Source organism: Streptomyces sp. NPDC001843, from assembly GCF_042891955.1.
In the GTDB taxonomy this organism is placed as follows: Bacteria; Actinomycetota; Actinomycetes; order Streptomycetales; family Streptomycetaceae; genus Streptomyces.
Map to the genome: position 1 here is coordinate 234,967 of NZ_JBIATQ010000013.1, position 26,343 is coordinate 261,309.

General features: G+C 72.1%; 23 protein-coding genes, 1 tRNA gene and 1 pseudogene. 11 read left to right on the plus strand and 14 right to left on the minus strand.

The window, feature by feature from the left end:
- Positions 1-117 precede the first annotated feature (117 nt).
- From ACFYZQ_RS30210 to ACFYZQ_RS30235, 6 genes and pseudogenes are all read left to right on the plus strand, one after another.
- Positions 118-1,575 carry an NF041680 family putative transposase gene (locus tag ACFYZQ_RS30210; protein ID WP_389154398.1) on the plus strand — a complete coding sequence of 486 codons (1,458 nt, stop codon included), beginning with the start codon at positions 118-120 and terminating at the stop codon, positions 1,573-1,575.
- 111 nt (positions 1,576-1,686) lie between these two features.
- Positions 1,687-2,298 (plus strand): DUF998 domain-containing protein, encoded by a 612-nt coding sequence (locus ACFYZQ_RS30215; protein ID WP_389154401.1) that lies wholly within the window; start codon positions 1,687-1,689, stop codon positions 2,296-2,298.
- Positions 2,299-2,340: 42 nt separating this feature from the next.
- A pseudogene (locus ACFYZQ_RS30220) lies at positions 2,341-3,103 on the plus strand (transposase).
- A gap of 197 nt (positions 3,104-3,300) precedes the next feature.
- The gene (locus ACFYZQ_RS30225; RefSeq protein ID WP_389154404.1) at positions 3,301-4,974 is read left to right on the plus strand and encodes an IS200/IS605 family accessory protein TnpB-related protein; all 1,674 of its coding nucleotides are present in this window, start codon (positions 3,301-3,303) and stop codon (positions 4,972-4,974) included.
- Positions 4,971-5,702 (plus strand): decarboxylase, encoded by a 732-nt coding sequence (locus ACFYZQ_RS30230; protein WP_389154407.1) that lies wholly within the window; start codon positions 4,971-4,973, stop codon positions 5,700-5,702. Before ACFYZQ_RS30225 ends, ACFYZQ_RS30230 begins: the two co-directional genes overlap by 4 nt.
- A gap of 256 nt (positions 5,703-5,958) precedes the next feature.
- A complete protein-coding gene (locus tag ACFYZQ_RS30235; protein WP_389154410.1) occupies positions 5,959-7,047 on the plus strand; it encodes an LLM class flavin-dependent oxidoreductase in 1,089 nt (362 codons plus the stop codon).
- Here ACFYZQ_RS30235 and ACFYZQ_RS30240 read toward each other — a convergent pair.
- Positions 7,026-8,915, minus strand: coding sequence for a putative bifunctional diguanylate cyclase/phosphodiesterase (locus ACFYZQ_RS30240; protein WP_389154413.1), 1,890 nt, complete (start codon positions 8,913-8,915; stop codon positions 7,026-7,028). The two genes, ACFYZQ_RS30235 and ACFYZQ_RS30240, sit on opposite strands and share 22 nt — an antisense overlap.
- Positions 8,916-9,181: 266 nt before the next feature.
- Between ACFYZQ_RS30240 and ACFYZQ_RS30245 the strand changes: the two genes are divergently transcribed.
- The gene (locus ACFYZQ_RS30245) at positions 9,182-10,570 is read left to right on the plus strand and encodes a M6 family metalloprotease domain-containing protein (RefSeq protein ID WP_389154415.1); all 1,389 of its coding nucleotides are present in this window, start codon (positions 9,182-9,184) and stop codon (positions 10,568-10,570) included.
- Between the two features lie 45 nt (positions 10,571-10,615).
- Here ACFYZQ_RS30245 and ACFYZQ_RS30250 read toward each other — a convergent pair.
- The 7 genes from ACFYZQ_RS30250 to ACFYZQ_RS30280 form a co-directional block, all read right to left on the minus strand.
- Positions 10,616-10,689 (minus strand) — tRNA-Lys (locus ACFYZQ_RS30250).
- The gene (locus tag ACFYZQ_RS30255) at positions 10,680-11,240 is read right to left on the minus strand and encodes a hypothetical protein (RefSeq protein WP_389154418.1); all 561 of its coding nucleotides are present in this window, start codon (positions 11,238-11,240) and stop codon (positions 10,680-10,682) included. Before ACFYZQ_RS30255 ends, ACFYZQ_RS30250 begins: the two co-directional genes overlap by 10 nt.
- Positions 11,241-11,361: 121 nt before the next feature.
- The gene (locus ACFYZQ_RS30260; RefSeq protein WP_389154421.1) at positions 11,362-11,733 is read right to left on the minus strand and encodes a hypothetical protein; all 372 of its coding nucleotides are present in this window, start codon (positions 11,731-11,733) and stop codon (positions 11,362-11,364) included.
- Positions 11,734-11,927: 194 nt separating this feature from the next.
- Positions 11,928-13,277 (minus strand): AAA domain-containing protein, encoded by a 1,350-nt coding sequence (locus ACFYZQ_RS30265; RefSeq protein ID WP_389154423.1) that lies wholly within the window; start codon positions 13,275-13,277, stop codon positions 11,928-11,930.
- Positions 13,278-13,458: 181 nt separating this feature from the next.
- Positions 13,459-15,054, minus strand: coding sequence for a hypothetical protein (locus ACFYZQ_RS30270; protein ID WP_389154426.1), 1,596 nt, complete (start codon positions 15,052-15,054; stop codon positions 13,459-13,461).
- On the minus strand, positions 15,045-16,229 hold the full coding sequence (locus ACFYZQ_RS30275) for a hypothetical protein (protein WP_389154428.1): 1,185 nt from the start codon (positions 16,227-16,229) through the stop codon (positions 15,045-15,047). The genes ACFYZQ_RS30270 and ACFYZQ_RS30275 overlap by 10 nt, the downstream gene beginning before the upstream one ends.
- Entirely contained in the window at positions 16,126-17,079 is a 954-nt protein-coding gene (locus ACFYZQ_RS30280; protein WP_389154431.1) for a phosphatase PAP2 family protein, read from the minus strand. Before ACFYZQ_RS30280 ends, ACFYZQ_RS30275 begins: the two co-directional genes overlap by 104 nt.
- 210 nt (positions 17,080-17,289) lie before the next feature.
- Between ACFYZQ_RS30280 and ACFYZQ_RS30285 the strand changes: the two genes are divergently transcribed.
- Complete coding sequence (locus tag ACFYZQ_RS30285) at positions 17,290-17,889, plus strand: histidine phosphatase family protein (RefSeq protein ID WP_389154434.1); 600 nt, start codon at positions 17,290-17,292, stop codon at positions 17,887-17,889.
- A gap of 177 nt (positions 17,890-18,066) precedes the next feature.
- The gene (locus tag ACFYZQ_RS30290) at positions 18,067-18,402 is read left to right on the plus strand and encodes a hypothetical protein (protein ID WP_389154437.1); all 336 of its coding nucleotides are present in this window, start codon (positions 18,067-18,069) and stop codon (positions 18,400-18,402) included.
- Positions 18,403-18,491: 89 nt separating this feature from the next.
- Here ACFYZQ_RS30290 and ACFYZQ_RS30295 read toward each other — a convergent pair whose 3' ends face one another.
- Positions 18,492-19,943, minus strand: a complete 1,452-nt coding sequence (locus tag ACFYZQ_RS30295; RefSeq protein ID WP_389154439.1) for a hypothetical protein — start codon at positions 19,941-19,943, stop codon at positions 18,492-18,494.
- A 242-nt stretch (positions 19,944-20,185) separates the two neighbouring features.
- Here ACFYZQ_RS30295 and ACFYZQ_RS30300 point away from each other — a divergent pair, with 242 nt between their 5' ends.
- Both ACFYZQ_RS30300 and ACFYZQ_RS30305 read left to right on the plus strand, forming a co-directional pair.
- A complete protein-coding gene (locus ACFYZQ_RS30300) occupies positions 20,186-20,590 on the plus strand; it encodes a hypothetical protein (RefSeq protein ID WP_389154442.1) in 405 nt (134 codons plus the stop codon).
- A gap of 36 nt (positions 20,591-20,626) precedes the next feature.
- Positions 20,627-21,496: a spermidine synthase gene (locus tag ACFYZQ_RS30305; protein ID WP_389154444.1), complete on the plus strand. Its 870-nt coding sequence runs from the start codon at positions 20,627-20,629 to the stop codon at positions 21,494-21,496.
- A gap of 119 nt (positions 21,497-21,615) precedes the next feature.
- On the opposite strand, the gene ACFYZQ_RS30310 is transcribed toward ACFYZQ_RS30305, so the two are convergent.
- The 5 genes from ACFYZQ_RS30310 to ACFYZQ_RS30330 all read right to left on the minus strand — a co-directional run bounded on the left by ACFYZQ_RS30310 (position 21,616) and on the right by ACFYZQ_RS30330 (position 26,247).
- On the minus strand, positions 21,616-22,254 hold the full coding sequence (locus ACFYZQ_RS30310) for a DJ-1/PfpI family protein (RefSeq protein WP_389154447.1): 639 nt from the start codon (positions 22,252-22,254) through the stop codon (positions 21,616-21,618).
- Positions 22,245-23,225 carry a GlxA family transcriptional regulator gene (locus ACFYZQ_RS30315; protein WP_389154450.1) on the minus strand — a complete coding sequence of 327 codons (981 nt, stop codon included), beginning with the start codon at positions 23,223-23,225 and terminating at the stop codon, positions 22,245-22,247. The genes ACFYZQ_RS30310 and ACFYZQ_RS30315 overlap by 10 nt, the downstream gene beginning before the upstream one ends.
- A gap of 252 nt (positions 23,226-23,477) precedes the next feature.
- Positions 23,478-24,086 (minus strand): TetR family transcriptional regulator, encoded by a 609-nt coding sequence (locus ACFYZQ_RS30320; protein WP_389154453.1) that lies wholly within the window; start codon positions 24,084-24,086, stop codon positions 23,478-23,480.
- Positions 24,083-25,636, minus strand: coding sequence for an MFS transporter (locus tag ACFYZQ_RS30325; protein ID WP_389154456.1), 1,554 nt, complete (start codon positions 25,634-25,636; stop codon positions 24,083-24,085). The genes ACFYZQ_RS30320 and ACFYZQ_RS30325 overlap by 4 nt, the downstream gene beginning before the upstream one ends.
- Before the next feature lie 110 nt (positions 25,637-25,746).
- Complete coding sequence (locus ACFYZQ_RS30330; protein ID WP_389154459.1) at positions 25,747-26,247, minus strand: hypothetical protein; 501 nt, start codon at positions 26,245-26,247, stop codon at positions 25,747-25,749.
- Positions 26,248-26,343 lie beyond the last annotated feature (96 nt).

Below are 26,343 nucleotides of genomic sequence, written 5' to 3' on the forward strand. Positions count from 1 at the left end.
TCGAACGGCGTGTCGTACTTGATCACTCGCGTCGGTAACTGCCGTACACGCAGGCGGCCTTCGACTGACCATGTGTTCCGACCAAGGAATACACGTGATCAGCACGAAGGCCGTGGGATGAGTCTGTTGCACCAAGCCGATCCGCAGGAGCCGTTCGCGGAATTGTCACGCTTCCGGGGCGAGTTCTACTCCTGCCTGGCCAGGCGTTCGGATGCGCTGTTCGAGCTGGCCGATGCGGTGCTGTGTGCGGATGGCCCGGTCCGCTCGCTGGTGGAGCTGTCGCTGGTGGGCGAGCATCGCCGCGGACACGGCGGGCTGTATGACGCCCTGGCGGCGGGGCGGGTGGACATCGTCCGGCTGCGACGGGCACTGGCCTCGGTGCCGCTGCCACGGGCGGCGGACGGCAGGCTGGTCCTGGCCGCCGACATCACCTGCTGGCTGCGCCCTGATGCCCACACCTCACCCCAGCGGATCCTGTGTCACACCTACGGACGCGGCAAGGACCAGCACATCCCCGTGCCCGGCTGGCCCTACTCGGTGATCTGTTCGCTGGAAGCAGGCCGCAGCTCCTGGACCGCGCCGCTGGACGCCCTGCGTCTCGCGCCTGGGGACGACGCCGCCACCGTCACCGCCCGGCAGATGCGCGAGCTCATCGAGCGGCTGATCGAGGCCGGGCAGTGGACGGACGGCGATCCGGACATCCTCATCGTGGTGGACGCCGGATACGACGTGCCCCGCCTGGCCTTCCTGCTCAAGGACTTGCCGGTGCAGGTGCTGGGCCGGATGCGCTCGGACCGGGTCCTGCGCCGGGCGGCCCCGCTCCGCGAGCCGGGTACTCGGGGCCGTCCGCCGCGTCACGGCGCTGAGTTCGTCTTCGGCGACCCGGCCACCTGGAACACTCCCGATGCGGCGACGGTGACCGAGACCCGTCTGTATGGCACCGCCACCGCCAGGGCCTGGGACCGGCTCCACCCCAGGCTGACTCACCGTTCTGCGTGGGTCTCCCAGCTGGGCGCTCTGCCGGTCATCGAGGGCACTGCGATCCGTCTGCAGGTCGAGTACCTGCCCAGCGGCGCGACACCGAAGCCGGTGTGGCTGTGGTGGTCGGGCACCGATGCCACCGACACCCAGGTCGACCTGCTCTGGCAGGTCTTCCTGCGGCGCTTCGACATCGAGCACACGTTCCGCCTGTTCAAGCAGACGCTGGGCTGGACCTGCCCGAGGATCCGCACTCCTGAGGCGGCTGACCGCTGGACCTGGCTGATCCTCGCCGTCTACACCCAGCTGCGGCTGGCCCGACCCTTGGCGGCTGACCTACGCCGGCCGTGGGAGAAGCCGAGCCCGCCCAACAGGCTCACCCCGGCCCGCGTCCGCCGCGATTTTCGGCACCTGCGCCCGCAGGCCGGCTGCCCCGCCAGAGCACCAAAATCCTCCCGCCCCGGCCCAGGACGGCCACCTGGCCGCAAGAACACCCGGCCCACCCCGCGCTACGACGTCCACACAGTCCGCAAACCCGACACCGCGAAACGACGAACGAAGAAGTCAACAACCCCACGGCCCCGCCGCACAGGTTAAAGATCAAGCTAAGGGCTGTCCCGCAAATGATCTTCCGCAGATGACTGATGCCGACCCACCCTCACGTCAACGAAGGTTGACGCGACCATCTTGTCAACATAGGTTGACGTGATGGGTAATCAAACGCTGCTTGCCTGCGGGATGGCCGCCGGCCCGCTCTTCACCGTTGCGTACCTACTGGAAGGCGCCAGCCGTGTGGACTACAAGCCCTTCCGCCATCCCGTCAGCTCGCTCGCCCTTGGCCCCGCCGGGTGGGCGCAGACCGTCAACTTCCTCTTCACGGGGTTGCTGTCGCTGCTCTTCGCCGTGGGCCTGTGGCGTACTGGGCCTTCCCACTGGGGTGCACTGCTGATCGGCGTATGGGCGGTCGGTCTGCTGGGTGCAGGCGCCTTCCGCACGGATCCGGTGAGCGGTTACCCAGTCGGCACCCCCGATCAGCTTCAGCACCGCACCCGCGTCGGGGTTCTGCATGACTTGTTCTCCCTCATCGGATTCCTCGCCCTTGCCGTAGCCTGTTTCGTCTTCGCCCTGTCCAACTCGCTGGGATGGGCCCTCTACTCGATCGCCAGCGGCGTGCTCTTCGCAGCCACGATGGCGCTGGCCAGTGCCGCGTTCAGCCAGCATCAGCGCTGGGTGGATCTGGGCGGGCTGATCCAGCGCGTCTCACTCACGATCGGCTGGACCTGGCAGACGCTGCTCACCGTGGGCATTCTGCACATCTGACGGTCATCTCATATCGCTTCTCGCGGCGGAGATGATCTTTCCATGGCTGGTGTGATCACGGCGTCGGAGCCGTCTTGGATAGCCCCCTTCACCGGGCTGAGCCTGCGATGCTTCACCAAGTTGGTGAGCGCACTGCGGCGCGAGGGCGCGGACGCGGCCCGTAGAGGCCGGCCGTGGAGCCTTCCTCTGGAGGACCGCGTCCTGCTCGTGACGGCCTACTGGCGCACGAACCTGACGATGCGGCAGCTCGCTCCGCTGTTCGGCATCTCAAAGTCCGCAGCTGACCGCGTCATCGACCACCTCGGCCCCAGGCTCGCGCTCCAGGCACGCATGCGATTCCGCAAACGCCGTACTCATCGTGGACGGCACGCTCGTACCCACCCGGGACCACACCGTCGCCGAGCAGTCGAAGAATTACCGGTACTCCACCAACCACCAGTTCGTGATCGACGCCGACACCCGCCTGATCGTCATGGTCGGCCGACCACTTCCCGGTAACCGCGCCGACTGCAAGGCATGGACGGAATCCGGCGCCAAGACCGCCGTTGGCAGGACCACCACGATCGCGGACGGCGGCTATCCCGGCACAGGACTCGTCATGCCACATCGCCGGCGCAAAGGCGAAGAGCTGCCCGACTGGAAGCAGGCACACAACAAGTCCCACAAACAGGTCCGGGCCCGCGTCGAGCATGCCTTCGCCCGGATGAAGAGCTGGAAGATCCTGCGCGACTGCCGCCTCAAAGGCGACGGCGTCCACCACGCCATGCTCGGCATCGCCCGCCTGCACAACCAGCCGAACGGGTGACGGGCCGGGCGCTCAGGGCTCCAAGATCAACTCATTGCCCCTTTGGCGCGCATCTGGGGCACACCCCTAAGTGAGTATCTCGATCGCGGCGCGCGGGCAGGCCTGGGTGGGGAACGGAAGTTCCTGCATCGAATGCGTGACCTTTGCGCCGAATATTCGTTGAGCGGGGTGACGGGTTCCGGGCAGGGGGTGGGGTAATGAGCGGGTTGCGTGTGGTGGCGGCTTCGTTCGTGGTGCCGGGCCCGTCCGGAGTAGCGATCCGGGACAGCCTCAAGGGGCTGACCGTGCAGGACGAGAACGTTCTGCGCCTGGTCGGTGGCCTGCTCGGTTCTCTGGCCTCCCGGGATCTGCAGGCCCGCTGTGCGGCGGGCCTGGACCATGACGGTGATCAGTGGGCGCGGCGCAAGCGTGTTCTGACCGCGCAGTCCTCCTCGCGGTGGGCGGGCAGCATCACCAAGGCCACGCATGATCAGTGGGCGCTGGCCCGGCGCGGTCAGCTCGCCCACATGCAGGCCCTCCAGGCAGGTGTGGACGCGATCGCATACCGGCTGTCGCTGCCCATCGGGGCCAAGGGCTGCGGTGGCCGGCCGGGCGGTTACCGATCCAGGCAGGAGTGGTTCGCCAAGTCCCGGCGCCTGCACCTGCTCGAAGACCGGCTGGAAAAGGCACGTGCCCAGTGGCAGGCCGGGCGTGTGCGGGTGGTGCGGGGCGGTAAGAGGCTGCTGCGTGCCCGGCACAACCTTCAGGCCGCCAACATGACAGAGTCGGGGTGGCGCGGCCGGTGGGAGGCCGAGCGCTGGTTCTGCCAGGCCGATGGCGAGTCGGGGAAGCGGTACGGCAACGAGACCATCCGGGTCGGCCCTGACGGTGAGGTGAGCATCAAGCTCCCCGCACCGCTGGCCCACCTGGCGAACGCGTCTCACGGCCGGTACGTGCTGGCCTGCCGGGTCGGTTTCCGGCACCGGGGCGAGCAGTGGGCCGACCGTGTCTGCGCGAACCGGGCCGTGGCCTACCGCATCCACTACGACGTGGGCCGTGACCGCTGGTATCTGACGGCCTCCTGGCGGAACCCGCAGGTGCAGATGGTGCCGCTGGAGGCGGCCCGCGCCAAGGGCCTGGTCGGCGTGGACATGAACGCCGATCACCTGGCTGCCTGGCGTCTGGACGCCCACGGAAGCCCGGTCGGTGCACCGCGCAGGTTCGACTACGACCTGACCGGCAGTGCACCGCACCGCGACGCCCAGGTCCGGCATGCCCTGATCCGTCTCCTGCACTGGGCCAGACGACACCACCTGGCCATCGCGATCGAGGACCTGGACTTCACCGCGGAGAAGACCCGGGAGAAGCACGGGCGGCGCAAACGCTTCCGCCGGTTGATCTCCGGGATGCCCACGGCCAGGCTACGTGCCCGGCTGGTGTCCATGGCCGCCGAACTCGGCATCCCCCTGATCGCCGTCGACCCCGCCTACACCAGCCGCTGGGGCGCCCAGTACTGGCAGGAGCCCCTGACCACCACGACCCGCACCACCACGCGCCACGAGGCTGCCGCCGTGGCGATCGGAAGGCGCGCCCTGGGGCACCCGGTTCGGCGTCGGACGGCACCGCCCCCTGTTCACCGGAGTGATGAGCAGGGGCATCGGACCGTCCGGGCCGCATCAGGGGTCCCGGGGCGTGAGGGAACCCGCCCCCGCGTTCCCGGACCACGGACACGATCCGTCGGCGCCGGACGCGGAGCGAAAGCGGGCGACCAGCGTGCCCACAACCGTTCGGGGCACGCGGCTGAGTACGAGCCCTGGCACCAGGACTCACTCCCACTCAGTCTCCAGGAACGGTACTCGTACCGCTTGCCACCGCAGGAGGGCAGGACATGACCGCACTCGGAATCCTCTACCCGGGTCACTTCGCCGAGGACGACTACCCGCGCATCGAGCAGCTCCTCGGCAGCGACATCCGGGTGGACCTGGTCCACACCGAGACCGGGGAGGACAGCCACCGGGTGGACGCGCTGCGGGATATGGGCTCGTCGGAGCGGCTCGCACGGGGAGTGGAGGGGCTGCGGCTGTCGGGGGCGGAGGCGGTGGTGTGGGCGTCCACCAGCGGCAGCTTCGTCCTGGGCTGGGAGGGCGCCCACGAGCAGGTGCGCGCTCTGGCTCTGACGGCGGGCCTGCCGGCCTCCTCGACGGCCTTCGCCTTCGTGCACGCGGTGCGAGAGCTGGGGGTGCGGCGGGTGGCCGTCGCGGCGCCGTATCCGGACGAGGTGGCGGGGCTGTTCTCGGACTTTCTGCGGGCCGGGGACGTGGAGGTGGCCGGGGTGCGGGCCGCCGGGGCCGTGACGGCGCGGGAGGTCGCGGGGTGGGGCGAGGCGGAGACGCTTGCGCTGGCCCGGGCGGCGGACGTCCCCGGGGCGGAGGCGGTGGTGCTGCCGGACACCGCGCTGCACACCGCGGCTCATGTTCCGCTGCTCGAGAAGACCCTGGGCAAGCCGGTGCTCACGGCCAACCAGGTGACGGTGTGGGAGGGGCTGCGGCTGGCCGACCGCCGGGTCAACGCGCCGGAGCTGGGGGCGTTGTTCACCCGGGAGCCGATCGTGCAGGTCTGACATCAGCTTGCCCGACCTGGGGCTGCTCCCCAGACCCCGGGCTTTCCCACCCACCCGCCCGCCCGTGACGGCCAACTGGAAGGTACCGCCCCTGGGGCTCCGCCCCAGACCCCGGCGGCGCTTCGCCCCTGCACCCCGGCGGGGCTTCGCCCCTGCACCCCGCGGCTCGTTCTCGTGCTCCCCGCCCGGGAATAAGCGGAGCCCCCCTCCTGTTAACCTCGCGCAGGCCACCGCCGAGTAACAGGAGGCACCCACCGTGTCGGCAGACGAGATCCGGGGAACCGTGCAGGGGACCGCCCCCGTTCCCCTCTCCGTGCTGGATCTGGTGACCGTCGGTGCGGGGAGCACCGCCACCGACGCGCTGCGGACCAGCGTCGAGCTGTCGCGGCTCGCGGAGTCGCGGGGGTTCCACCGGTACTGGGTGGCCGAGCACCACTCGATGCCGGGGGTGGCCTCCTCCTCGCCGGCGGTGATCCTGGCGCATCTGGCCGCGCACACCCAGCGCATCCGGCTCGGGTCGGGCGGGGTGATGCTGCCCAACCACGCGCCGCTGGTGATCGCCGAGCAGTTCGGGACGCTGGAGGCGATGGCACCGGGGCGGATCGACCTGGGGCTCGGGCGGGCGCCGGGGACCGACGGCGCCACCGCGGCGGCGCTGCGGCGGACGGACACGCTGAACGAGGGCGCCGACGACTTCCCGCAGCAGCTCGCCGAACTCACCCGGTTCCTCGACGACGACTTTCCCGACGGGCACCCGTACCGGAAGATCCACGCCGTACCCGGCCCGGTGCAATCGACCTCCCCGGGCGGTGTCCAGTCACCTCACCGGCCGCCCGTCTGGCTCCTCGGATCGTCCGGGTTCAGCGCCCGGCTCGCCGGTCTGCTCGGACTGCCGTTCGCCTTCGCGCACCACTTCTCGGCGCACAACACCATTCCGGCCCTGGACCTGTACCGGGAGACCTTCCGGCCGTCCGCCGTGCTCGACGAGCCGTACGCCCTCATCGGGGTCTCCGCCCTCGCCGCGGACGACGAGAAGGAGGCACGCCGGCAGGTGCGCGCCACCGCGCTGAACATGGTGCGTCTGCGCACCGGTCGGCCCGGGCTCTTCCCCAGCCCGGAGGAGGCCGAGGCGCATGAGTTCAGCCCGATGGAGGAGGAGTTCGTCGCCTCCTGGGCCGGCAACATCGTGCACGGAACGGCCGACGAGGTGCGGACCGGGCTCGACGAGCTGCACAAGCGCACCGGGGCCGACGAGTTGATGCTCACCTCGCACGCGCACCGAGGTGAGCTGCGGCTGCGGTCCTACGAACTCATCGCGGACGCCTACGGGTTGCCCACCGCGTAGGCCTGGGTGCCGCCCAGCAGCTCGGAGATACGATCCGGCGGCACCGGACGGGAGTACAGCCACCCCTGGCCGGTGTCGCAGCCGATCCGGCGTAGACGGGTGGCCTGGGCGGAGGTCTCCACGCATTCGGCGGTGACCGTGAGGCCCAGGCGGTGGGCCAGTTGGACCATCGCCTCGACGATGACCTCGTCGGCCGGGTTCGGCGGGGTGGCGGTCGCGTCGCCCGACTCCTCGTACTGGAAGCCGCGCACGAAGGAGCCGTCCAGTTTCAGGCCGGACACCGGCAGGCGGCTGAGGTAGGCCAGGTTCGAGTAGCCGGTGCCGAAGTCGTCGATGGCGATGCCCACACCCATGTCGCTGAGGGCCTTCAGGGCCTGCAGCGGGCGGCCGGCCGAGCCCATCACCGCCGACTCGGTGAGCTCCAGCTGCAGCAGGTGCGGGGGGAGGCCCGTCTCCGCCAGGACCTCCGCCACGTCCGCCACCAGGTCGGAGTCCCACACCTGGCGGACGGCCACGTTGACGCTCACGAAGATCGGCGGCTCGTCGGGGTGGTCCAGCTGCCAGCGGCGGGCCTGGCGGCACGCGGTCGCCAGGGCCCAGCGGCCGAGCGGGACGATCGAGCCGTCCTCCTCGGCCAGTCCGATGAACCGATTCGGCGTCAACGTGCCGAACTGCGGGTGGTTCCAGCGGACCAGGGCCTCGACACCGCGCAGCCGCCCGTCCTCCATCGCCACCAGCGGCTGGTACTCCAGTACGAACTCGCCCCGGTCGATGGCATGGCGGAGCGTGGACGACAGGGCTTGCCGGGTCATGCGGTGCGCGTTGCGCTCCGGGTCGAACAGGGTCCAGCGGGCCTTTCCGTCGGCCTTCGCCCAGTACAGGGTCGTGTCGGCGGCCTGCATCAGGCCGGTCGCGGTGGTGCCGGCCGCGTGGCGTTCGACGACGCCGATCGAGGCGGACAACGACAGCCGCCGGCCCGCGAGATCGAAGGGTTCCTGGATGGACTCCAGCGCCGACTCGGCGAGTTCGGCGAGTTGTTCCGTCCCCGTGGAGTCCTCCACGAGGAGCGCGAACTCGTCGCCGCCGAGCCGCGCCACCAAGGGCGTGCCCGAGCGGGCGTGGCCGGCTTCGTCGGCCACCCGGGTCAGCCGATCGGCGACGGCGGCCAGCAGACGGTCGCCGACGCGGTGGCCGAGGGTGTCGTTGACCGCCTTGAAACCGTCCAGGTCCAGATAGCACAGCCCGATCCGCCCGGTGCCGCTCTGCTCGTACGACTCCGCCTCCAGCGCTGCCGACAGGCGCTCGAAGAACAGGGTGCGGTTGGGCAGCCGGGTCACCGGGTCATGCATCTGCAAGTGCCTGAGTCGGGCCTGCAGTTCGCGGCGGGCGCTGATGTCGGCGACCGACAGCAGGATGCCCGGATCGGCGCCCGGCTCGACGTCCGCGAGGGGAGCGACGGTGACCTGGACCCACAGCGAGTGGCCGTCGGGGTGCTTGAGCGGGCGGGTGCAGCGCAGTCTGGTCTGCCGGCCCTGCAGCACCTCGCGGTAGGCGTGCCGGATACGGGCGTCGGAGTCCAGGTCCACCAGGTCGGCGGCGACCCGCCCGGGCAGCGCGACCGGATCGGTGCCGAGCAGGGCGCAGAAGGCGGCGTTGGCGTCGGCGACCAGGCCCTGGCCGTCGACGACCGCCATCGCGAGCGGAGCGGTCGCGAAGACGGAGCGGTAGGAGTGCGGCGGGGGGTCGGGAGCGCGGCTACCGGCCCCGGCACGGGCCCCCGCACGGGGAGGCGCCAAATTGTCACTCTCTGTGACGGCTGACCGGTCGAGGTCTGCCGCGGGCGTCGGCCCTTCGGACGTTCCGCTCACCGCTCGCTCCCGCAGTGCACTCGATCGCTGTCCGCGCAGGAAAGTGTGCCGATCATAGAGGCTGGCCCGGGGGCCTTCCAGTCACTGTCCAGTCTCCCGGATCGCCCGACGGCTCCGACAGATCGTTTCTGCCCGTCCGTGCGCGGGTTCTCAGGCCCTCTGACCGGTTGTGACGTTCCGTGAGTGATTCGGGGTGTCGGCCATTCGTGGCACTTCCCCGGCCCTCACCCTTCTGGTGCAGGCAAACAGGGCGCAACGCGACAAACATGCACAAGCTGGGTGCGGTGTCCCGTGAACCGCACCCGGAGGTCCCAGTGCCGCGTCAGCTGCCCCTCAAGCGGCTTTCCCGTGCGGCCGTTGCGAGGCTCGGCAGGGCCGGAGCCCGGCCCCGGCTGCGCAGCACCGCCGCCGTGTGCACCACCATGTCGGCGCTCGCCGCGACCTCGATCCTCGGCGGCCCCTCGGTCGCCGAGCCGTTCACCGCGGCGCCGTGCGCCCTGAAGCGGACCGACGCGCACCACTCGGAGGGCGTGGACACCTGGAACGCCGCCTACACCCGCCCCGCCCGTCCGCTCGAGGCGGTCCTGGTGTTCCTGTCCTTCCCGGACTCCACCCCCGGCACCACACCCGCCGAACTGACCGCCGACCACTTCCCGGCCACCAGCCGGTTCTACGAACGCGCCTCCTACGGCCGGTTCACCCTGCACCCGCATCCGCTCCGGCGCTGGCTGCGCATGCCGCAGCCGTCGACGTCGTACGCCATAAGGCGGGACTGGGACCCGGAACGCAGGGCCGCCTACCTGCGCGACGCGTTCACCGTGGCCGACCCCGCGGTGGACTTCTCGCGCTACGACGTCGTGTACTTCGTCGCCGACCCGGACGCGCCCGGCGTGGACTCGGACGCGACGAAGGTGGTCAACCTGAACACGCCGCTGCGCGTCGACGGTAGGGACGTAAGGCGGGTGGTCACCGTCTTCGAGCAGCATCCGCCGGACCGCCTGGTGCTGGCGCACGAGACCGGGCACGTCTTCGACCTGCCGGACCTGTACCACCGCCCGGTGGACGGCAAGGGGGACTGGGACACGTACGTAGGGGACTGGGACCTGATGGGCAGCCAGTTCGGACTAGCCCCCGATCTCTTCGCCTGGCACAAGTGGAAGCTGGGCTGGCTGGGGCCGCGCCAGGTGGTGTGCGTGCGGGGCCGCGGGCCCACCCGGCTGACCCTGGAACCCCTGGCCGCGGGCCCGGGCACCACCGTCACGGACACCTCGGGCGCCCCCGCCTTCGGGCTCGGCGACGGCGTGAAACTGGCCCTCGTGCGCACTGGCCCCGAGTCCGTGCTGGCCTTCGAGGCGCGCGGCCCGGCCGGGAACGACCGCGCGGCCTGCCGGCCGGGCGTGCTGGTGTACCGGGTGCGCGGCGGGGCGCAGTCCGGCGACGGGCCGATCCAGGTGGTCGACGCCCACCCGCGCACCGAGGCCTGCTGGGAGAACTCCGTGTACCCGCCCCTGGCCGACGCGCCGGTCGCCCTGGGGGAGAGCTTCACGGTGCCGGGCGACGGCGTACGGGTGGAGGTGGAGGACCGGACCCCGTCCGGGGCGTGGACGGTGAAGATCACGCCGGGGGTGGAGGGAGGGGGCGCAGAAGGGATGTAACGACAGAGGGTCACGTTCTCAAGAACGTGACCCTCTGGTGTCGGGTGCGCCGCCAGGGACTCGAACCCCGGACCCGCTGATTAAGAGTCAGCTGCTCTAACCAACTGAGCTAGCGGCGCCTGCTGACGTCGTAGACCTTAGCATCCTGTTCGGCGGGAGGAAAAATCGATATCCGCACCGCCGCACGGGCCGCCCGGACGGCCGCCCACACCGCCACCTCCGGGCCGGGCAGCCAGGGATTCCGGGAGCCGGGGGCCACCAGCCACCGTGCACCACCTGGGGCCGGGCCGTCACCGTTGGTGAGCGCCGGGACGGTCACGGCGTCCCCTCTGCCGTGGCACAGCAGGGGCGGAACGGCCCAGCCCCACTCCTCCCAGGCCAGCAGGGACGGCAGCCGCTGTGCCGTACCGGGCGCGGTGAACAACAGCACCCGGCCCCGGAACACCGCCACCGGCCCGGAGCCCGGCCCTTCGCGCCAGAGCCGGTCCAGCATCCGCCGCCCGAAGATCGCCGGTGCGCTCACCACGTCGAAGGCATGCCCGCACGACAGCACCGCCGTCGCCGAGCCGCGGCGCGGATACGCCCCCGCACCGGCCAGCCATTCGGCGCCGTCGGGGGTGACGCCGGTGACCCCGGGGGCCCTGGCGAAGTCGTCCCGTGCGCTGCTCATGCCGACTATCTCTACCGTCGGTGAGCGTCCCGTTCCCCTGGGTTGCGGGAAACGAATGCGTGAGGAGACCGGAAGGGGTATCTTGCCCGCCTGGCATATGCCGGGGGAGAGACCGGAGCGGTCACAGCGGGTCCGTGGACCCCCGCCCCTCGCCGACGGCGCCCCGCATCAGGTCGCGCCCGAACTCCACCATCTTCTTGGCGTAGTCCTCGGTCCACTCCGCCCGCTCGGCGATGTCCGCCGGCGTCAGCCGGTCGAACCGCCGGGGATCGGCGAGCTGGGCCGCCGCGATGGCCTGGAACTCCACCGCCCGGTCGGTCGCCGCACGGAACGCCTGCGTCAGCTCCGTCGCCCGTGCCAGCAGCGCCCTCGGATCCTCGATCGACTCCAGGTCGAAGAAGTGCTCCGGATCGTCGACCGCCTCGGCGGGCTCGAAGAGCAGTGGCGCGGGGCGTAGCCGCGGTTCGTTCCGACGCGGCGTGGGCTCCGCCATGTCTTTGTCCTCCTCGTACGGTTCGAATCGGGCGCGGCCCTCCGGGTGGGCCATCCTCCATTGTCCCGCCTCCACGCAAGACGGCGCCGAACGTTGACGCAACAGGATCGGGCCATCCGGTGTTCCGCGGGATCCGCCGGGCCGGCGGTCACCCTTGCCCGGAGGTCGGCTGTGGGCGGCTGCCGGAGAGTCGGTCAGGGGCGCCAGGTCACCCGGTGCTCGGACAGGTGTGCCAGCACCGCGTGGTTCGCCTCCCAGCCGTCCGGAAACTTCACCACCGTCCCGAGCTGGACCGGCTCGGTCGACGGGTAGTCGTCCAGCAGTTCGCCCACGCCCGCTCGGCACACCACGATGCACGCCTGACGGTGCCGGGAGGCGAGCACGCACAGCCGGCCCGTCTCCAGGTGGAAGGCGGTGGCGTCGGGGCGGCCGGACAGGGGATGCAGGACGACCGTGACGTCGAACTCCCTGCCCTGCAGCCGGTTCGCCGTGTCCACGGTCACGTCGGCCACGCCCAGCTCGGCCAGCGCCGCCCGTACCGCCGCCGCCTGGTCACGGTGGGCGGTGCCGACCGCGATCCGGTCGGCGGTGAGCGGGGCCGGGTCCGGCGAGCGCTCCGAGGTCGCCGCGCCGCCCCGGTCCAGCAGCCGCCGGACCACCGTGGCCACCGCCCGTACCGCCTCGGGATCCGTCCTCGGCGTGTGCCGCGCGGGCAGCTCGAGCAGCCCCCAGCCCGAGACCGCCGCCTCGTCGATCACCCGGTCGGGGCCCGAACCGTCCGACGGGACGGCGAAGGCCAGACGGCGGTCACCGTGGTCCGTGCCGCTGCGGAACGGGGTGTACGGGTAGAACGCGTCCGAGACCAGGGGCGCCGCCGACGCCGGGAGCCGCCACGACACCGGCAGCCGGTGCTGCGGCAGCTCGGGGTTGTGTGCGAGCAGCGTCGTCACTGCCGAGGCGGACGGGTCGTAGGACAGACCCGCCCACTGCTCGCTGCCCACGATCGCGAACGGGTCCAGTTGCCCCGGGTCACCCACGAACAGCGCCCGTTCGAACAGCCCGGCCACGGCGAGCAGCGCGTCCGAGCGCATCTGGTACGCCTCGTCGACGATGGCGTGCCGCCACGGCTCGTCCACCTTCACGTGCGCCCACTTCGCGGCGGTGGACAGGACCACCGGGGTCCCGGCCAGGTCGGCGGCCTTCGCGGACTTCCGGACGTTCGGCAGGTCGTCCAGGGCCTTGTCGTACGGGTCGGTGTCGCTGCTGTGCAGACGGCCGACGGGCAGTTCGGGGTTCTTCTCGGCGAGCCGGAGCACCAGGTCGTCGACCTGGGCGTTGGTCTGCGCGACCACCATCAGCGGGCGCCCGGCGTCGGCGAGTTCCAGCGCCGCGCGGACGACGAGGGTCGACTTGCCGGCGCCCGGCGGGGAGTCCACGACCACGCCCCGGTGGGCGCCGTTCAGGGTGTCGCCCAGGATCGCGTCGGTGGCCCGCGCGGCCGCGGCCCCGGGGTCGAACAGGGCTTGCTCGGCGCGATCGGTCACCGTGAGTGCCCCTCGCGCGACAGATGGTGGTCTCGCGTGGTGCTGAGCGAGAGCCAAGCCGGCACAGCAGTCTCCAATCTCTGGGGCAACCGGGCTGGTGCTGATCGCGTAGGACTCGGTCGCTCGCTGAGCGATCGAGCAGCGTGAGCCAGGAGTCTCCCTCGCTCGCGAGCGGGAGGGTTCAAAGCACATCCTCCTCGGTCACGGGGTCGGGGAACTCGGCCACGGCGGTCGCCTCACCCGGCGGCCCGCCGTGCGTCCACGGCGTCTCCTCCGGGTCGGGCAGCTTCGCCCCGCCGCGCTGCTCGTGCTCGAACAGGGTGAAGCAGATCCGGTCGCCCTTCTCCGGCACCGACCCGGCCTCGGGCTCCTTGCCGCGGCCCATCTTGTCGACGATCCGCAGGACGACCAGCCCCTCGCCCTCGTCCCCTACGAACTCCGCGGCCTGCGGTTTCCCGCCCAGGGAGCGGTAGACCTTCGCCCGCTCCCCGAGGTGCGGCCGGTCGTCCGTGCGTACGGTCACCAACGGGCGCGGGCTGGGCCGCTTGCCCTCGCTGTACACCATGACGACGTCCATGACCTCCCCCGTGAACGCCTCCCCGGCGAGCCGCCGCCCCGCCATCACCAGCGGGTCGTCGAGCGCCTCCTGCGCCTCCAGCCGGGCCTGTTCCCGCTCGCGCGTGGCCAGCTTGTTGGCGGCCGTCACCGCGTCGTCACGGCGCGGCTGCGGCGGCTCCCCGGCGAGCACCCGGTCGCGGTGGCCGGTGAACGACCAGCGGTCGCGGGTCCACCGCTCCTCGACGTGCGCCCCCTCGGGCAGTTCGCGCAGCAGGTCGACACCCCGCCACACCGAGTCCCAGGTGGGCCGGGCCCGGCTCTCCACCAGGTCGCGGATCTCCCGCTCGGCCGCGGTGAGCGCGCCGAGCCGGTCGTCCGCCTGCAGGCCGTCCTCGGCGGCGGCGAGGGCCGTGCGGGCCCGGTCGTAGCGCTCCAGGGCGGGTGCGAGCAGCTTGTTGTCGAACGCCGGGTCGGTGGCCGGACCCGCGGGCGGACACAGCAACTGGCCGTCGGCGTCCCGCGCCAGCTCCGCCCGCAGCGCCTCCTCGGCGCCGGTGACGCCCTCCGGCGGGTCGATCCAGGCGAGCAGCGCACCGAGGTGCTGGTCCTCCAGGCTGGACTGCCCGGTCGCCCAGTGCCGCGACAGCACGTCCGTCAGGGCCAGCAGCAGCGAGGAACCGGGCACCCGCGCGCGCTCCCCGAAGTGCGTCAGCCAGCGCCCGAGCAACGGCACCCGGGGCGGCGCCGGATAGGGCGCCTCCGGGTCCTGCTCCGCCGTGCGCCGGAACCTCATGGAGCGCCCGAGCAGCCGTACGAACTCCACGCCCGCGCGGCTCGGCACGATCAGCTGCGGGGCGTCCGCGCACAGGTCGACCTCGACCTTGACCCGCTTGCCGGTCTCCGGGTCGGTCTCGGTGCGCTCGGCGGGCTCGACGGCGTCCGCGTACGAGTCGACGTACGGCAGGACGATGTCGGCGAGTTCGGCGAGGAACGCGAAGCGCAGGTCCCGGTCGCGGGGCTGCGGTACGACCAGCAGGCGTGGCGCGTCCCGGTCGGTGCCGACCAGTGCACCGAGCGGGGCGCCGGCCTCACCGGCGGTGGTGAGCGGCACGAACACCAGCGGCCGGTCGGACAGATGCCGGTGCCGGACGGTCGCGGTCGGCCGGGCGCGGCCGGAGCTGACGGCCTCCAACCGGGCGAGCGTGGTGATCAGGGACACGCGGCCACCTCCCGGCCGGCCAGCGCCTCCGCCCGCAGGGCCGCCGCCCTGCGCAGCGCCGCCACCGCGGGATCCTCCGGGTCGCCGAGCTCACCGCGGGCCGCCGCCAGGACGTCGTCCACCGTCGCCAGCCCGCCCAGCTCCGCGCGGACCGGGCGGCCGAGCGTGGTCACCGCGCCGGCCGCGCGGGAGCGTTCCCGGCAGTGGAAGGCCAGCTCGCAGGCGGCCAGGCACTCGGGCGCGTACGTCGCCGGGACCGACTCCACCGCCGCCGCCAACTCCTCGGCCGGCAGGCCCGGAGCGAAGCAGGTGCCCTCGGGAAGGTCGTCGGCGATGTCCTCGATACGGGTGAGCCGGGCCAGCTGACGGGCGGTGACCGCGCGCTGCTTGCGGACGTCCACGGCGGAGGCGGTGGCCAGGTTGGAGAAGTCCCGGGGGCAGACCAGCAGAATGCGGTGGCGCACACGCGGGGCGGGGGTGAGGTGCGCCGCGACCTCCTCCAGGGCCAGCACGTACACCGCGGCCTGTCGGGCGGCCGCGCCCACCTTCGCCGGGTCCGCGGAACCGTCCAGCATCGGGAAGGACTTGATCTCCACGACCGTCCAGCTGCCGTCCGGGTGCACCACCACCGCGTCCGGCTCCAGGAACGCCGGGGAGCCCGCCACCTCCAGCGCCAGCATCGGATGGTCGAGCAGCGTCCAGCCGCCCGCCTCCACGGCCTCCCGCAGCGCCAGCGCCGTACGCGCCGTACGCCCCGCCGGGCCGGGCGCGGACAGATCCGGGACGTGGGTCCGCTGCGGCGGCTCGGCACCCGGGTCCAGCCTGGCGTGCACCAGGCGCAGCAGCTCCGCGCCGCCGTCGGCCTTCACCCGCGCCTCGAACGCGTTGCCCCGGGTCAGGGCGAACTGCGACTGTCCGAAGGCGGACGGGGTGCCCAACGCGTCGGCCACGGCCGCCTTGTCGACGCCCGCGCCGTCCAGGATCGCCCGCCGTCTGCACCCCGGGTTCGCGGCGAGCGCCGCGAGGGCGCGCGCGTCCAGTGCCTTGGCCGGTACGTCGGGGCCGCGCAGTTCAGCGAGCCGCTGCCGGAGCGCCGTCCCCCGCTTCGCTGGGGGCGGCGTCCGGTTCGGCTCCGGATCCGAGCCGCGGCTTACGCTGCCGTGGAATTCGCTCACCCGGGGAAGTCTGGCATCCGCCACTGACAATCGGGGCCGCTGCGTCCTGCGAGCCCGCCGTGACCACCGAGGTGCCGGGCACCAGCCGTGCCCGCAGCCGGTCCACGCCACGCGTCACGTACGGGGCCAGCAGCAGTCCGGCGCCCATCACGACCGCGCCCGCCACCGCGTCCAGGAAGTAGTGGTTGGCGGTGCCCATCACCACGATCGCGGTCAGCAGCGGATAGGCGACGGCGGCGGTCTTGGTGATGCGTGTGCCGCCGTGCCGCCACAGCATCACTCCGCACCACAGCGCCCAGCCCACATGCAGGCTCGGCATGGCCGCGTACTGGTTCGTCATGCCGCCCATGCCCCGCGGGGCGCTGGCTTCGGCGCCCCACCAGCCGTACGAGCTGTACTCGGCCATCGTGTCCACGAAGCCGTGGCCCGCCGAGAGGAGGCGGGGCGGGCAGGTGGGCAGCAGGGTGAAGCCGATCAGTCCTATGAACGTGGACGTCCACAGCCAGGTGCGGGCCGCCCGGTAGATGTTTTTGTGGGAGCGGAACAGCCAGACCATGACCGCGGGCGTGACCACGTAGTGCAGCGACGCGTACCAGAAGTCGGCCGGGACGCCGAGCCACGGTTCGCGTGTGAACAGGCGGTTGAGCGGGTGCTCGGCGTTGAGGTGCAGGGCCTTCTCGAAGCGCAGGATCGCCAGGCCGTGGTCGACGGCGCCGGAGACGTCGGTCCGCGCGATCAGCCGGCCGGCCGTGTAGCAGCAGTACACCAGCAGGATCAGCGGAACTTCGGTCCACCACCGCAGCCGGGTCCGCGAGGACACCTCGGTTCCCGGTGTCTCGGTCTGCGGCATCCGATCGCCCTCCCCCTTCTGGTCTGCGGCGCCCCTTGGGCCGGGCGTGCCACTCTACGGCGTACCGCTTCGTGTTAGGGCGGCGCTCCAGCCGTGATAGACGCCGGGATCGCCCGCCGGGTTGCCCGGAAACAGGGTGCGCGATGATGGAGGGGCCACGCATCGGGTTTCTCCCCGAGTGCTCCCCGACATCTCCCGGAAAGGTCCCCCATGGCACCGCGCATCCTGCTGGCCCGGCACGGACAGACGGCCTGGTCGCTGTCCGGCAAGCACACCGGCAGGACCGACGTGCCCCTCCTGGAGGAGGGTCGCAGCGGCGCGAAACTGCTCGGCGAACGCCTCCACCGCGCGCCCTTCGACGGCCTGGCCGACGTCGAGGTCCGCACCAGCCCGCTGGCACGCGCGCGTGAGACGTGTGAACTCGCCGGGTTCGGCGAGCGGGCGGCCACCTGGGACGCGTTGCTGGAGTGGGACTACGGCGCCTACGAGGGCATGACCCCCGAGGAGATACAGGCCGTCCGCCCCGGCTGGCTGATCTGGCGGGACGGCGTCCCCGAGGGGGAGACACTCGCCGAGGTCATGGCCCGCGCGGACGAGGTGGTGTCCTGGGCGCGGGCCGAGGACCGGGACGTCCTCGTGTTCGCCCACGGCCACATCCTGCGGTCCGTGGGCGCCCGGTGGCTGGGCCTGCCGCTGGACTTCGCCGCGCGGATCCGCCTCAACCCGACGTCCCTGTCCGTCCTCGGCTGGGCGTACGGGGAACCGGCGATCGAGAGCTGGAACGACCTGGGGCATCTTGCACTCGGCTGACCACCTCGTCCGGTTGCGGTGCGGGTGAGATCAACGACTGCGCCCTGCGTGGGTTACGACGCCCGGTGCACTTCAGCTATTTCACAAGGGTGCGCGTGTTTTATCGACACCGCCCCCATGGGTGATCTTCATCATGGTTGCTACCGATTTGTCCCTTTCTCTCGGAGGCAAACCCACATGAAGGCTCTTGTTCCCCTGGCCGCCGCCGCGGTGGTCCTCGGTTCCCAGGCGTTGGGCGGGGTGGCGGTTGCCGCGCCGGCCCTCGGCAATGGGAGCCACCGCAGCGTCGCGCACGTCAGGACTGTCGCCCCCAAGCCGCATGCGTCCGGGAAGATCGTCTCCTGCAACAACCAGTCGACCTTCAACCTCATCGCCGTGCCCGCGCCGCTGGCGGCGGCCGCCGCTGCCGTCACCCCGACTTTCGTCGGGGCCGCTGCCGCCGGCTCCGGTCCGTCCAACGTCAGCAACGTCAACGCCCCATCGAACAACCCGTCGGGCAACAGCTGCTCGTAGCCGTTCACCCCGCCGACTGGCCGCATGCCCGCTCCGGTGTGCGGCCAGTGGTCTCCGGGCTGGAGCTTCGTAGGCCGCGGCGGTTGACCTCATGTCGTACGCGGTGACGAGGCGTGCCGGTCCAGGAACTCCGACACCCCCGAAGCCCCCCGGTGCGGCAGCAGTACGCGGGTCGTCCCCGCGAGCATCGTCTGGATCCGCGACGACTGCACCTGGTCCAGCAGGTCCAGCACCCGCATCCCGGCCGACGCCGCCTCGTCCGGCCGGCCCCCGCGCGCGAGGTCGTCCGCGAGTTCGGCCGTGTACAGCGCGATGTTCCGGGTGAAGTGGGGGTCCTGCAGCTGCGCCGCCCGCCGCGCGTGCCGGGCCGCCCGCGTCCAGTCGCCCAGCGTCGACCAGCACTGCGCCTCCAGCCCCTCCAGCTCGGCCTCGCCGTAGAAGCTCATCCACTCGGGGTCGGTGTCCGAGCGGCCCCGCACGTACAGGGCCTGCGCCCGGGCGAGCGCCTGTGCGCAGCCGGTACGGTCGGCGAGCCCGGCCCAGCCGCCCGCCTCGCGCAGCGCGAGCAGCGACATCAGGCGCGCGGATCCCAGCGTCCGCCCCACCCGCTGTGCGGCCTGCGCCGCCCGGACCGCTTCACGGGGCCGTCCCGTGTCCCGGGCGAGGAAGGCCGTGTTGCAGAACGCGTGCGCCTCCAAGGCCGGGTCCCCGGTCATACGAGCGGTCGCGAGCGCCTCCGCGTAATGCGAGCGGGCGTCGTCGAAGCGGCCGGAGTCGTGGGCCAGCCAGCCCACCGAGATGGCGAGTTCACCGGCGCCCGAGTGCAGCCGGTTGGCGGTCGTCTGCCGGGTCGCGCCGGCGTCGAGCAGCTCGTACGCGGCGCGCAGCGGAGCCGCCGCGCGCCGGTAGAGCCCGTCCGCGCCGTGCCGGTCGTCGAGTAGCCGGATGCGGCGGACGGCCTCCTCGAGAGCGGCCGCCTCCGAGGACCCGGCGCGGCGCACCGGCCGGCCCGCCGCCGCGGCCTCGATGGTGAACCCCAGGGGGCCCAGCGTGGCGGCGGCCACCGTGGCGCCCCCGCCCGTCATGAATGCGCGACGCAGCACGTCGCTCTCCTCGTGGATCTCGTCGTTCTCGTGCGTGTCGTACGGGTCCTGCGTGTCATGCGGCTCGAACGCCGCCCGCGTCTCGCGCGTGGCGAACGCCGGACGCGGTGCGCGCGCGAGCAGTGCTTCCCCCGGCGGGCGCGCCCCGCGGCCGCGGACCGACGAGCGGGGCGCGAAGCCCAGGTCGGCGAGCGTGCGGCCGGGGAACATGTGCAGGAACACCCGTTCGTACGCGTAGTTCGGGCAGCGGATCTCGCCCGCCTCGACCCGGCCGATGTAGCGCGCGTCACAGCTCACCCGCTCGCCGATCTCACGGGCGGCCCGCCGTACCAGTGCGGCGAACTCGGCCGGTGAGTGCCGGCCGCGCAGCTGCCGGAAGGCGAGGTTCGGCCGTGGTGGCCGTTCGTGCTGCGACGAGGTCACGGTTGACGACGCCATGGCCGGGTCCTCTCGTGCGAACCGTCGAACCATGCCGGATCGGGTGCGAGTTGTCCGAGTGGTGCCCCCGGTTCCGGCGGGCAAGAACGTACCTGCTGTGTCGGACCCGACACGCTGTGTTTGGCTACAAACCGGATATCTCATACACGATCTGCCATGAAGTGCCATCCTTTGCGGCCAACTTGTGCCGTAGCCGTTGACGCCGTGCCGCGTTGGACAGGGCGGACCTGTAAGAGGGCTGCGTGGTGGAGGCCGGGATGGAGACCAGCCGGAGCAACGATCCTTGTACGCCGTCGCCGACCGCGTGCGATGTGGTGACCGTGCCAACCCGACAGGGTCTGGAGGCGGTCGACATCCTGCGGCGGGGTGCGGCCGGGGACGGCGTGGGGCCCGTACTGCTCGACGACGGGTGCGACACGCTCGGCTTCCTGGTCCCGCCGGGCACCGCGGCCGCGTGGGACGTACCGGGCAGCACCTGTACGGAGACCGACGGACGCGGTCTGAGTTTCCCCCCGCAACCCTCGGTCGAGGGCTCGGACTGGCTGGTGCCGCCGGGGGAGGCCGACCCCGCCACGGACCCCGCGGTCCTCAGACGGGCCCTGGGGGAGGCGGCACGGCTGCTCAGGGCGGCGGACAACTGCCGCTGAGCGGTACCACCCGGTGGGCCCTGCGAAAATGGCCCCATGGGCAAGTCCAGGAACCCCCGGCGCAGGCAGGCCGGCGCCGAAGCGGTCGTCGAGGACGTCGACGGCGGTCTCGCCCAGCTGATACCCGACCGGGACCGCCGGCGGGCCTGGACCCTGCTGATCGACGGGGCCCCGCAGTCGCACGTCGACCTCGACGACCCGGCGTACCTCTCCTTCGAGTACCAGCGGCGGTTCGGGCACGTCGTCGACCTCGTCGCACCGCCCGGCCGACCGGTGCACGCCGTGCATCTCGGCGGCGGCGCGTTCACCCTGGCCCGCTATGTGGCCGCCACCCGCCCCCGGTCCACCCAGCAGGTCGTCGAGCGGGACGCGAAACTCGTCGAACTGGTCCGGCGCGAACTGCCGTTGGACCCCGGTGCCCGGATCCGGGTGCGGTCGGCGGACGCCCGCGCAGGCCTGGCCAAGGTGCCGGACGGCTGGGCCGACCTGGTCGTCGCCGACGTGTTCAGCGGCGCCCGGACCCCCGCCCACCTCACCTCCACCGAGTTCCTCGACGAGGTCCGCAGGGCCCTGAATCCCGACGGGATCTACGCCGCCAACCTCGCCGACGGTCCGCCGCTGGCCCATCTGCGGGGCCAGATCGCCACCGCCGCCGCCCGCTTTCCCGAACTCGCGCTGGTCGCCGACCCGGCCATGCTGCGCGGCAAGCGGTTCGGCAACGCGGTGCTGGTCGCCGCCGACCGCCCGCTCCCGGTCGCCGAACTGACCCGCCGCGCCGCCTCCGACCCGCACCCCGGGCGGGTCGAGCACGGCCCCGCGCTCCTCGCCTTCACCGGAGGGGCCGTACCGGTCACGGACGGGGCGGCGGTGGCCTCACCGGCCCCGCCGCCTTCGGTGTTCCGCTGACGAGGGCCGGCTGGTGCCGGGGCACTGTTGAAGGCGTCCTGTCGTTCCTGCTCTGAGCGGTAGGGGCGGGTGCGGGCCAGGGTCCCGCCGGCCGGCGGCGATCTCCACGTCGAGCAATGTCAGGCGGTGTCGACGACGAGGTCGCTCGCGCGCAGGGCGGCGACGAGAGCGGGCGGGGCGGTGGCGGTGGAGCCCGCGTTGTAAGGGGGTTGAGGGTCGTACTCGGTCACGAGCTGGATGGCCTCGGCGATGTCGTCACCGGCCATGCGGCCGGTCAGATTCAGGGCGAGATCGATGCCGGCCGAGACCCCGGCGGCGGTGGCGTACTTGCCGTCGATGACGACCCGTTCCGCCGCGGGGACGGCGCCGAGTGCCGACAGGTGCTCGAGACAGATCCAGTGCGAGGTGGCCCGGCGGCCGGCGAGCAGGCCGGCGGCTGCCAGCAGCAGAGAGCCTGAGCAGACCGAGGTTGTCCAGGTGGAGGTCTCATCGACACGGCGGAGCCAGTCGAGCGTGGGTAAGTCCGCGAGGAGGTCAGCGGTTCCCGGACCGCCGGGGACGAGGAGGACATCGGGTGCGGCCAGGTCGGAGAGTGCGGCATCGGCGGTGAGGGCGAGGCTGTTCATGTCCGTGCGGACCGGGCCGGGCCGGGCCGCGGTGAAAACGACCTCGGCGCCAGGGATGCGGGAGAGGATCTCATAGGGGCCGACGGCGTCCAGTGCCGTGAAGCGGTCGTACAGCAGGATGGCTATCTGCATCGGTTTTCTCCGGTTCGGTAGGTACGAAAGCGGTGACGGTATTCGGTCGGCGGCACGGCAAGGGCGCGGATGAAGGCGCGTCGCATCGATTCCGGGGTGCCATAGCCCGAGGACCGGGCTATCTCCTCGATCCCGTCGTCGGTGTCCTCCAGCCGTCGGCGGGCGGCCTCCAGCCGGACGCCGTCCACATACCGCCCCGGTGTCACCCCGACCTCTGCGGCGAAGGCGCGGGCGAAGTGACGGGGCGACAGCGCGCAGCGTTCGGCAAGCGCGTCCACGGAGAGGTCGCCATCGGGGTGCTCGGCGATCCAGCGCTGGACTTCGCGCAGCGGACGCCGTTCGGCGAGCTGAGCGGCGAGCTGGGTACTGAACTGCGCCTGGCCGCCTGGCCTGCGCAGGAACACCACCAGGTGTCTGGCCACCTGCAGCGCGGCGTCCCGGCCGAGATCCTCCTCGACCAGCGCCAGGGCGAGGTCGATGCCTGCTGTGACACCGGCCGAGCTGGCGATGTTCCCATCCCTGACGTAGATCGGTTCGGGATCGACCCCGATGTCCGGGAAACGCTGCGCGAGCGTGTCGCAGTACGCCCAGTGCGTGGTGGCACGTCGTCCGGACAGCAGCCCGGCCTCGGCGAGCAGGAAGGCGCCGGTGCACACCGACACCACGCGCTCGGCCCCGGCCGCCAGTTGGCCGATCCGGCGTACCACCGCCGGGTCGGGACGGGCCGTGCCCGCGCCGCCGGGCACCAGGAGCGTGTGGGCCGGTCCGACGCGGTCGAGGTCGTCGTCGGCCAGCAGCCCTAGCCCGCTGGACGTTCGCACCGGCCCGCCACCGGGCGCAGCGGTCGTGATCCGGTACATCTGCGGCTGCCCCACGGCGGCACCCGCCCCGGTGAACACCTCCAGGGGGCCGGTCACGTCAAGGCTCTGCACACCCTCGTAGAGGACGATGAGCACACTGATGGGCCTCATGCGGCTCAGCCTGGCAGTGTGCGGACGTGGCAGCAATGACGCACTTCCCACCTTTCCTGCCGTGGTCGGCTTGGCTGCCGGTTTCGAACCCCCGCCCGTCGGGGCCGTTGTCGAAGCTCCACCACAGCGCCGACGCGACCGCGCAGATGCGGGCCGTGACCTGCTCCGACCGGGCACAGTCGTTGACCATGGGTCAGCTCAAGACGACGCACCACGAGCAGGCCAACGCACCGACCACTTCGCGGGCACGACCTAGAAGTCCAAGCCCCGTGACAGCAAAGGCAGATGGCGCTCGTACAGCGCCGCCAGGTCCTCCCGGCCGTCGCCCTCCACCCAGTGCCGTACGAGCGTGGTGAAGACGGCGATGATCGCCGCCGCCGCGCACTTCACCTCCAGGTCGGACGCGTCGCGCCCGGCGCGTTCGGCGATGACCTCGGCGATGGCCCGCTCGCTGCGCTCCTGCTCGGCGACGGTGCGGGCGCGGATGGCCGGGTCGGTGAAGGAGATTCGGGTCCGCAGCAGAAGGTCGTCGCGGTCCTGCCGGATCATCTCCCCGACGGGGCCCTTCAGGGAGTTGAGCACCGCCTCGACGATGGGCTCGTCGGCGGGGCGGGAGCGCAGGGCGGCGGCGAGGGCCGGGTCGTACTCGTCCTGGAGGACCACGTCCTCCTTGGTGGGGAAGTACCGGAAGAAGGTACTGGGCGAGACCTCCGCCGCCTCCGCGATCTGGTCGACCGTGGTGGCCTCGTACCCGTGCTCGGCGAAGAGGCGGTAGGCCTCCCGGCGGATGCGCTCGCGGGTCTGCTGCTTCTTGCGCTCGCGCAGGCCGAGGGGGGCGGCGGGGGTCTCGTGCATCGTCATGCGACCGATTCTGCGGGCTGGGCGGCGGACCGGGCCACCGTCCGGGAGCAGGGGGCGGTGCCGGGCAGGAAGACGGCCGCCAGGACGGCACCCAGCAGGGCGATCGCGCCGCAGGCCGTCAGGACCAGGTTCATACCGTGGATGAACGCCTCGTGCGCGTGGACCGCCAGTCCGGCGTCGTGCAGCCCCGCGGCCACCGCGTCGGCACCGGACACGGAGTCGCGGGCCGCGTCCGCCGCGGGCTTCGGCAGGGCGCCGGTGTGCAGGCGGGCGAGGTAGCCGTAGCTGAGGAGGCTGCCCAGCCCGGCCACGCCGAGGACCGAGCCGAGCTGCTGGACGGTCTCCAGCAGGCTGGTGCCCGACCCGGTGTTGTCCTCGGGCAGGGCGGCCATCACGAGGCTGGTGGCCGGGACCACGGCCAGCCCGAAGCCGAGGCCGGTCAGGCCCAGCCACAGCGCGGTGAAGCCGTAGCCGTCCGAGACGCCGGTGGTCGCTCCGAGCAGCACGCCGGCGCCGAGCACCAGCAGGCCCGTCGGCACGACCGTCCGCGCGCCCAGCCGCGGGACCAGGGGCTCGCTCGCGGCGGCCGCCGCCATCAGGCCCCCGATCAGGGGCAGGACGCGCAGACCGGTGCCGAACGCGTCGTTGCCGAGCACGGACTGGAGGTACTGCGGGACGACGAACAGGATGCCCATCACCGCGAAGTTGACGAAGACCGCGATCAGCGTGCCCCACAGGAAACGGCGGTCGGCGAACAGGCTCAGGTCGACGATCGGATGGGCGTACCGGCGCTCGCGCAGTACGAAGGCGGCCAGGAGTACGGCCGCGGCGGCGAGCGGGACGAGGGCCGAGGGCGAGGTCCAGCCTTCACGGGGGATCAGGATGGTGCCGTAGACCAGCGCGGTGATGCCGAGACCGCCCAGGACGCTGCCGAGGGTGTCGAACGGCGCGGAGGTGCGGACGGCGGTGTCACGGGGCAGCAGCCAGGTGCCCGCGAGGACGGCGAGTGCGGCGACCGGCGCGTTGAACAGGAACACCGAGCCCCACCAGAAGTGGTCGAGCAGCCAGCCGCCGACCACGGGTCCGACCGGCATGCCGAGCGCGGTGGCCGCGGTCCACACGGCGATGGCCTTGGGCAGTTCCTCCTTGGCGAAGACGCGGGGCAGGATCGCCATGGACAGCGGCATGATCGCGGCGGCGCCGAGACCGAGGACGGCCCGGGCGGCGATGACCGCCGACGGCGAGTGGGCGAGCGCGCCGCCTAACGAGGCGAGGCCGAAGAGCGTGATGCCGGACAGCAGCAGCCGCTTGTGCCCGTACCGGTCGCCGAGCAGGCCGACCGGGAGCATCGCCACGGACAGGGACAGCAGGTAGCCGCCGCCGATCCACTGCAACTGGGCGCTGTCGGCGTGCAGTTCGCCGGCGATGGTGGGCAGCGCGACGTTGATGACGGTGCCGTCGAGGCCGACGATCAGCACGCTCAGGGTGAGCGCGGCCAGGGCGAGCCAGCGGCGGGGGGAGTCGGAGAGGCGGGGCGCGGACTTGGACATGGGGACCTCCCATTCGGAGCAACTGTTGAGAGCTTACTGCCAAATGCGAGTCGACTGTCAATATCTAGTTGTCTTTCACTTCGGGTGGCTCGGCAAGCCTCCGCAACCGCTCAGTAGACCTCCACATGCGGCGGCCCGTCGTGCCAGGTGCAGAAGACCGTCAGCCGGTTCGCGCCCGAGGCGAACTCCACCCGGATCCACGCCTCCGTCTTCCACACCTGCATCGACCAGCCCGTCCCCGGCGTCGCCGAGACGAGCGTCGCGTCCGTCTTCCCGAGGTCGAAGACCACCCGGCCGCCGTCGGTGTCATAGCTCCTGACCTGACCGGAGGGGGTCAGTGACGGGGACGGGGTGGAGGTGGTCGTCACGGTCCGCGAGGGCGTCGGGGTGCTGGATGTCGAGGGTGTCCTGCGTGCCGCCCGGGACGGCGAGGGCCCCGGCGGACGGGAACGCCGCGTGTCCGTGTCCGTGTCCGCCGCCGTGATCGGCAGGGCGCGCGGCGGGTCGTACGCGGTGCCCGCCAGCACCGAGTGCACGCCCCACCACGACAGCGTGGCCGCCGCGCCGGTGGCGAGCATCCACGCCAGTACGTGTACGAGTCCTCTGCGCATGGCGGGCCATACTGCCCCAGGGCGATCGTGAGTTGCACATGCCCGGAGTTGTCCACAGGCCCGCACCCGGCTGTTCGACATGGCGTACGGTGCCGC

Coding starts and splice junctions, on each gene's coding strand:
- ACFYZQ_RS30210 (WP_389154398.1), top strand. CDS start 118: ATGAGTCTGTTGCACCAAGCCGATCCGCAGGAGCCGTTCGCGGAATTG.
- ACFYZQ_RS30215 (WP_389154401.1), top strand. CDS start 1,687: ATGGGTAATCAAACGCTGCTTGCCTGCGGGATGGCCGCCGGCCCGCTC.
- ACFYZQ_RS30225 (WP_389154404.1), top strand. CDS start 3,301: ATGAGCGGGTTGCGTGTGGTGGCGGCTTCGTTCGTGGTGCCGGGCCCG.
- ACFYZQ_RS30230 (WP_389154407.1), top strand. CDS start 4,971: ATGACCGCACTCGGAATCCTCTACCCGGGTCACTTCGCCGAGGACGAC.
- ACFYZQ_RS30245 (WP_389154415.1), top strand. CDS start 9,182: ATGCACAAGCTGGGTGCGGTGTCCCGTGAACCGCACCCGGAGGTCCCA.
- ACFYZQ_RS30255 (WP_389154418.1), bottom strand. CDS start 11,240: ATGAGCAGCGCACGGGACGACTTCGCCAGGGCCCCCGGGGTCACCGGC.
- ACFYZQ_RS30260 (WP_389154421.1), bottom strand. CDS start 11,733: ATGGCGGAGCCCACGCCGCGTCGGAACGAACCGCGGCTACGCCCCGCG.
- ACFYZQ_RS30280 (WP_389154431.1), bottom strand. CDS start 17,079: ATGCCGCAGACCGAGACACCGGGAACCGAGGTGTCCTCGCGGACCCGG.
- ACFYZQ_RS30285 (WP_389154434.1), top strand. CDS start 17,290: ATGGCACCGCGCATCCTGCTGGCCCGGCACGGACAGACGGCCTGGTCG.
- ACFYZQ_RS30290 (WP_389154437.1), top strand. CDS start 18,067: ATGAAGGCTCTTGTTCCCCTGGCCGCCGCCGCGGTGGTCCTCGGTTCC.
- ACFYZQ_RS30295 (WP_389154439.1), bottom strand. CDS start 19,943: ATGGCGTCGTCAACCGTGACCTCGTCGCAGCACGAACGGCCACCACGG.
- ACFYZQ_RS30305 (WP_389154444.1), top strand. CDS start 20,627: ATGGGCAAGTCCAGGAACCCCCGGCGCAGGCAGGCCGGCGCCGAAGCG.
- ACFYZQ_RS30310 (WP_389154447.1), bottom strand. CDS start 22,254: ATGCAGATAGCCATCCTGCTGTACGACCGCTTCACGGCACTGGACGCC.
- ACFYZQ_RS30315 (WP_389154450.1), bottom strand. CDS start 23,225: ATGAGGCCCATCAGTGTGCTCATCGTCCTCTACGAGGGTGTGCAGAGC.
- ACFYZQ_RS30320 (WP_389154453.1), bottom strand. CDS start 24,086: ATGACGATGCACGAGACCCCCGCCGCCCCCCTCGGCCTGCGCGAGCGC.
- ACFYZQ_RS30325 (WP_389154456.1), bottom strand. CDS start 25,636: ATGTCCAAGTCCGCGCCCCGCCTCTCCGACTCCCCCCGCCGCTGGCTC.
- ACFYZQ_RS30330 (WP_389154459.1), bottom strand. CDS start 26,247: ATGCGCAGAGGACTCGTACACGTACTGGCGTGGATGCTCGCCACCGGC.